Annotated in this window: 6 protein-coding genes and 1 rRNA gene; 5 read left to right on the top strand and 2 right to left on the bottom strand. The window is 62.0% G+C overall.

Going from position 1 to position 3974, the window contains the following annotated elements; all coding sequences use genetic code 11:
- Window positions 1-138: 138 nt before the first annotated feature.
- From rrf to HWX62_RS32755, 4 genes are all read left to right on the top strand, one after another.
- A 5S ribosomal RNA gene (gene rrf / locus HWX62_RS32770) occupies window positions 139-251 on the top strand.
- A gap of 248 nt (window positions 252-499) precedes the next feature.
- Complete coding sequence (gene cueR / locus HWX62_RS32765) at window positions 500-904, top strand: Cu(I)-responsive transcriptional regulator (protein WP_175933339.1); 405 nt, start codon at window positions 500-502, stop codon at window positions 902-904.
- Window positions 905-1119: 215 nt separating this feature from the next.
- Window positions 1120-1266, top strand: coding sequence for a DUF3563 family protein (locus tag HWX62_RS32760; protein WP_006478295.1), 147 nt, complete (start codon window positions 1120-1122; stop codon window positions 1264-1266).
- Between the two features lie 113 nt (window positions 1267-1379).
- Entirely contained in the window at window positions 1380-1748 is a 369-nt protein-coding gene (locus tag HWX62_RS32755) for a hypothetical protein (RefSeq protein WP_175933338.1), read from the top strand.
- A 15-nt stretch (window positions 1749-1763) separates the two neighbouring features.
- On the opposite strand, the gene rlmJ is transcribed toward HWX62_RS32755, so the two are convergent.
- Window positions 1764-2609, bottom strand: a complete 846-nt coding sequence (gene rlmJ, locus HWX62_RS32750) for a 23S rRNA (adenine(2030)-N(6))-methyltransferase RlmJ (RefSeq protein ID WP_034201517.1) — start codon at window positions 2607-2609, stop codon at window positions 1764-1766.
- Window positions 2610-2710: 101 nt separating this feature from the next.
- Complete coding sequence (locus HWX62_RS32745; RefSeq protein ID WP_175933337.1) at window positions 2711-3682, bottom strand: aldo/keto reductase; 972 nt, start codon at window positions 3680-3682, stop codon at window positions 2711-2713.
- Window positions 3683-3846: 164 nt separating this feature from the next.
- Here HWX62_RS32745 and HWX62_RS32740 point away from each other — a divergent pair.
- The coding region (locus HWX62_RS32740; RefSeq protein WP_175985334.1) for an SDR family NAD(P)-dependent oxidoreductase at window positions 3847-3974 on the top strand (128 nt) is incomplete at its 3' end.

Raw genomic sequence — 3974 nt, 5'->3', positions numbered from 1 at the left:
TGTAGATCGGCGCCGTGTGAAAGCACTGGCCGCGATCCAAAGCGACAAGTTGGATTCTCGTGTGTGATACACACAACTCAAAATTACTGCTTCTTCCAAGATTGGTTGCGCTGCGAAGCAACGCAACAACCCTCTTTGCCTGATGACCATAGCGAGTCGGTCCCACCCCTTCCCATCCCGAACAGGACCGTGAAACGACTCTACGCCGATGATAGTGCGGATTCCCGTGTGAAAGTAGGTAATCGTCAGGCTCCCCTCAAGCCAGAAACCCCCGCCCGACAAGGCGGGGGTTTTTGCATTTGAGCGGCGCAAAATAGCATGCAGGAAGGCGCGCCCCTTCTCGTACCGGCGACGTGCGCGCCAGCTCAGCTCGGCTGCGTTCCGCCACCAAACCCGGCCCCGAAACGAACTCCCCATTTTGATACGATCTACGTGTCGTCAACGTCGGCATCCGTCGGCGTTCGTGTTCGATACCAGGGCTTCATGAAGAGGGCGGGGAATGAATATCGGTGACGCATCGCGCGAATCCGGAGTCAGTGCAAAAATGATCCGGTACTACGAACAGGTCGGCCTTCTTGCGCCCAGCAAGCGCACCGACGCAGGCTACCGCATCTACGGCGCGGACGAAATCCATATCCTGCGGTTCATTCGTCAGGCGCGACGACTCGGCTTTCTCGTCGAGGACATTCGCAAGCTGCTGATGCTCTGGCAGGATCGTTCCCGCGCCAGCGCCGAGGTGAAATCGATTGCGCTCGAGCACGTGGCTGAACTCGACAAACGTATCGCGGAGCTGAGCGACATGCGCGACACGTTGGCCGATCTGGCAGCGCACTGTCATGGTGACGGGCGGCCGGAATGCCCGATTCTGGCGCGACTGGCCGCCCCCGTCGATGAACCAAATTAGTGCGTAACTTCCGCTCTCCAAAAGGACTCGAACTTAATATCGTTATAAATCAACATGTTATCGGGTGGCCATCCGTCTCCATTCCGAATTGGAATGGCCGCCATGCAAGTATTTCACTAGCATCTTGGTGCGGCATCGCTATAATTCGGGATAACCCTATACGGGAAATCCCTGAATCTCGATTCACCAGGGGTCCCTCTTCCTTGGAGAACGTCATGATCGCCTACATCGTTGAAAAGCTGAGCAACTGGTTCGAATCCGCAGAACGTGAGCGCCGTGAGGCTTACCTCGCCACGTCGTCGGACATCGTCCAGCTCGAGAGCCGCATCCGCTCGCTCGAAACCAACGGCTACTCGCTGTAATCGGAGTCACCGTCAGGTGCCCGGCGGCACCGAACGACAAGCAAGCCCCGTATCGACGGGGCTTTGTTTTTTGTGCGCCGGATCTGGCGAAATCGTCGGTGCAGCGCTATGGTATGGACCTGCTTTTCACCCTGAAGGAAACGATCATGCGTTTGCGTGTCGATGTGCGTCGTAGTGCCCGCGCGCGTCTCGTTCTGGGCGCGACCGTGCTGGTTCATGGCCTCGCGGCTGGGGCCGCGACGTCGTCCAGGCCGCTCGTTCTCGATACGCAGCGCGGCATCCAGGACGGCAAGGGCGGGTTGGTGTTGCAGACGGCGCCGTTGTCGTCGGAGCCGATCGTCGAGCCGGCAGGCATGCGCGTTCCGGCCGGGCAGGCGCCGAACACGTCGGTTCCGCTGTTCGTCGCACCGTATATCAATGTGCCCGCGTGGGGCGGGCAGCCGGCCAACCAGCCGAGGCTCGCGCCGAGACCGCAGCCGTAACGGCCGCTCGCGCGGTCAGTTTCCGCGGTGCTCGATCTGACAGCGGGCGCCGCTATCCTGTCCGAGCATCTCGACCAGGTAGGGCAGGACCTCGTTCATGCTCTGGGCGAGCGTATACGGTGGATTCAGGATGAACATCCCGCTGCCGTAGAGGCCTAGTCCGTCGGTCGGCGGATTCGACACCGTCAGCGTCAGGTGCAGCCAGTTGTTCGGCTGCAGACGCTTCAATTGCTCTGGAAAGCGTTGCGATTCCGTCCGCGTGACCTGCGGATACCAGATGGCATAGCAGCCCGTGGCGAAACGCTTCAGGCATTCCGTCACGCAGCTCACCGTGCGCGCGTAATCCTTCTTGTCCTCGTAGGACGGGTCGATCAGGACGAGTGCACGCCGCGGCGGCGGCGGCAGCAGCGCCTTGATGCCTTCGAAGCCGTCGCCGGCGAAGATCATCGCGCGTCGCCCCGCATCGCGGAAATTGTGGCGCAGCACATCGATTTCCGTCGTGTGCATCTCGAACAGGCGCATACGATCCTGCTCGCGCATCGACCGCCATGCGATGTACGGGGAGCCCGGATAGAAGTGCAGTTCGCCGTCGTCGTTCAGCGCGCGGACTTCGTCCACATAGTCGCCGAGCGCCTCCGGCAGGTTCTTTTCGTTCCACAGCCGACCGATGCCGGTATCGAATTCCGAGGTTTTCGCTGCATAACCGTCGCGCAGCGAGTACACGCCGGCGCCCGCGTGCGTATCGATGTACCAGTACGATTTGTCTTTCTTGTTCAGGTAGCGCAGCAGCTGGACGACGACGGCGTGTTTGAGCACGTCCGCGTGGTTGCCTGCGTGAAAACCGTGACGATAACTGAGCATGGCTGGCTGCCTGAAACGAAAGGTGAATCGATGAAAGCGCTCGATCGTACGCGGCCGTCAGGCCGCGTGCCGATGCGGCCGCGTATTGTACGCGAGTCGCCTCACTCGTATGCGTCGCCGACCACCGCCTCGATGCGTTGCTTCACCTCGGGTGTCAGTTTGGCGGCAACGTCGAGCGCGCGCATGTTCTCGCCGATCTGGTCGACCCGCGATGCGCCGGTGATGACCGAGCTCACGCGCGGATTCGCGAGCACCCATGCGATCGCCAACTGGCCGGTGCTGCAGCCGAGTTCGGCGGCGATCTCGCCGAGCCGCTCGACGATGTCGTTGGCGGCCCGGTCGGTCAGGCGTTCGCGCATCCAGTCGTAGCCCTGCAACTGCGCGCGACTGCCGGCCGGCACGCCGTTGCGGTACTTGCCGGTGAGCAGGCCCGACGCCAGCGGGCTCCAGGTCGTGAGGCCGAGACCGTAATCGTCGTAGAGCCGTGCATATTCCTGTTCGACCCGGGTGCGATGAAACAGGTTGTACTGCGGCTGTTCGACGACCGGCTTGTGCAGGTGATGCCGCTCGGCGATCTCGCATGCCGCGCGGATTTCGTCGGCGCTCCACTCCGACGTGCCCCAGTACAGCGCCTTGCCGCGCACGATCATGTCGCTCATCGCCCAGACGGTTTCCTCGATCGGCGTATGCGGATCGGGGCGATGGCAATAGACGAGGTCGACATAGTCGAGCTGCAGCCGGCGCAGCGAACCGTCGATCGCGTTCAGCAGGTATTTCCGGTTCAGCGTGTGGTACTGGTTCGGGGCTTCCGCGAGCCCCCAAAAGAACTTGGTGGACACGATATAGCTGACGCGCGGCCAGTCGAGCGACTTGAGCGCGTGGCCCATGATTTCCTCGGATTTGCCGCCGGCGTACACCTCGGCGTTGTCGAAGAAATTGACGCCCGCGTCGCGCGCCGCGGCGAGGCATTCGCGCGCGACCCGCTGGTCGACCTGGTTGCCGTATGTCACCCACGATCCGAGGGAAAGCTCACTGATCTGCAGGCCGGAGCGGCCTAGCCGTCGATAGTGCATGAGAGTCTCCTGCCGAACGGAACCGACATTAAGCTTAGACGTTTTGCGCGCGAACGGCGGGTCCGATCGTGCACAATGACGGCTGGCACGCCGGCACGATTTCGCGATGAATGCGGATGCGGCGGGCACGTGTTTTATCGATCCGATAACGGGAGGAGACGGACATGGCAGCAGATCTGAGCGGCAAGACCGCGGTCGTCACGGGCGCCGCGAGCGGCATCGGCAAGGAAATCGCACTGGAGCTGGCCAAGGCAGGCGCGGCCGTCGCGATCGCCGACCTGAACCAGGACGG

Source organism: Burkholderia sp. BCC0506 (assembly GCF_902833145.1).
In the GTDB taxonomy this organism is placed as follows: Bacteria; Pseudomonadota; Gammaproteobacteria; order Burkholderiales; family Burkholderiaceae; genus Burkholderia.
Note: the sequence above shows the minus strand (reverse complement) of the source record. Positions and strands in the feature narration are given on the sequence as shown.